The following is a 1,533-nucleotide window of genomic DNA, read 5'->3' on the forward strand; positions in this document are numbered from 1 at the left end:
TTAATGAAGTTAACACTTGAAGAAAAGATAGCTCATGGAGGCAACCCGGTATTAAGATGGATGATGGACAATATTTATATAAAGACTGACCCTGCAGGAAACATAAAGCCTGATAAAGAAAAATCAACAGAAAAGATTGATGGTGCTGTGGCTTTAATTATGGCACTTGATAGGGCTTTAAGGAATCAAAACACAGGGTCTGTTTATGATGATAGGGGGATTTTAGTGTTGTAAAATATAAATTTTACCCTTCGACAGTTTTATATCCAAATTATAAAGAAGTGTAACGAATCCAAACGAAAATAATGATTGACAGACGCTTGCTTTGATTATATAATTAAATTAATGAATCGTGACGAAGAGTTACACAATAAAAGGAGGGTAAAATATGAATGTTTTTCAAATGAAAACAAAACCCCATGGTATTCAAAGGTTTAAACAATTTATAGAAGAAGGATTTGTGTGTATTGGCTGGCCAGGCATAGGAGATTTGCATGGTATAGATAAAGATGAGATAAAGCAAAGATTAATTAAAAGGTATGGTTATACAGGTCATGAGTTAGGATATGCTTTAGGTCAAGTTAATGCATTTGTCAATACAATGCAAGATGGAGATATTGTAATAATAAAGGAAAAAGGTTGGGCTTATATTGGTATTGTTGGTGAATATGTGTATGAACAACAATATGATAATGATCAGGATGGAATGTGTCATAGAAGAAAAGTTGAATGGAAAAATCGAATTTTAATTAATGAACTACCTACCAGTCTGCAAAAATTATTGAATAATAGAAATACAATTTCTCAATATCCTAATTTATTAGAAGAAACAGAGCTTGATGAAATTTTAGGGAAAAAACAATTAATTAAAAAAGAAGAAATAGAAATGCTGGATAACTTATTTACAGAAGCATTAGCTGTTTTAGAAGAAGAATTAAAATCGATAGATCCAGATAGAAAGTTAAAAGCTGCAATAGAATTAATTCGATTAAAAAATAGCAAATTATAAAATCGAACAACTTTAGTTAAAGGTGGAGATAAATATGTTATATTCGGTAGATATTGGTAAATATGTAAATAAAATTCCGCATGAGAAAGAATTTAAAGCGTGGATGAAAAAATTATCTGACAAAGATTATGTTGCTATTGTAAATGAATTAAATAGTAGAATTAATGGGAATGATATTCATACTTCAAGTTGGATTCCAGGGAATAACTGGACTGGGACAGTTTTTGAACCAATATATAATGCTTGCGATAAAAATGCTGAAGCAGCTGGATTGTTTTTTGGATTAATACTTTTTGATTTAATGATTAAAAGAGATGATGTGTGGGGATTTGGAAGATACGAAAAAAATGGTAAGGAAATAAAGGGAATGACATATTTTTTACTTAAAAACATTCCTTAAAAATATTTTGAAGTTAGCACCTTTGACAGGTGCTTTTTTTATACCCATTTTTAGGAGGTGAACTGATGCGAATACCTTTTTTATCAAAAATATTTGAAGCAAGAGCAGCACCGATTTCGGATAG

General features: G+C 30.3%; 3 protein-coding genes. All 3 read left to right on the plus strand.

The window, feature by feature from the left end; translation table 11 throughout:
• The coding region (locus tag BUB63_RS13080; RefSeq protein WP_242947388.1) for a terminase TerL endonuclease subunit at positions 1-234 on the plus strand (234 nt) is incomplete at its 5' end.
• A gap of 154 nt (positions 235-388) precedes the next feature.
• Positions 389-1,009 (plus strand): hypothetical protein, encoded by a 621-nt coding sequence (locus BUB63_RS13085; RefSeq protein WP_073250463.1) that lies wholly within the window; start codon positions 389-391, stop codon positions 1,007-1,009.
• 34 nt (positions 1,010-1,043) lie between these two features.
• On the plus strand, positions 1,044-1,409 hold the full coding sequence (locus BUB63_RS13090; protein WP_073250466.1) for a hypothetical protein: 366 nt from the start codon (positions 1,044-1,046) through the stop codon (positions 1,407-1,409).
• Positions 1,410-1,533 lie beyond the last annotated feature (124 nt).

Source organism: Caloramator proteoclasticus DSM 10124 (assembly GCF_900129265.1).
Classification (GTDB): domain Bacteria; phylum Bacillota; class Clostridia; order Clostridiales; family Caloramatoraceae; genus Thermobrachium; species Thermobrachium proteoclasticum.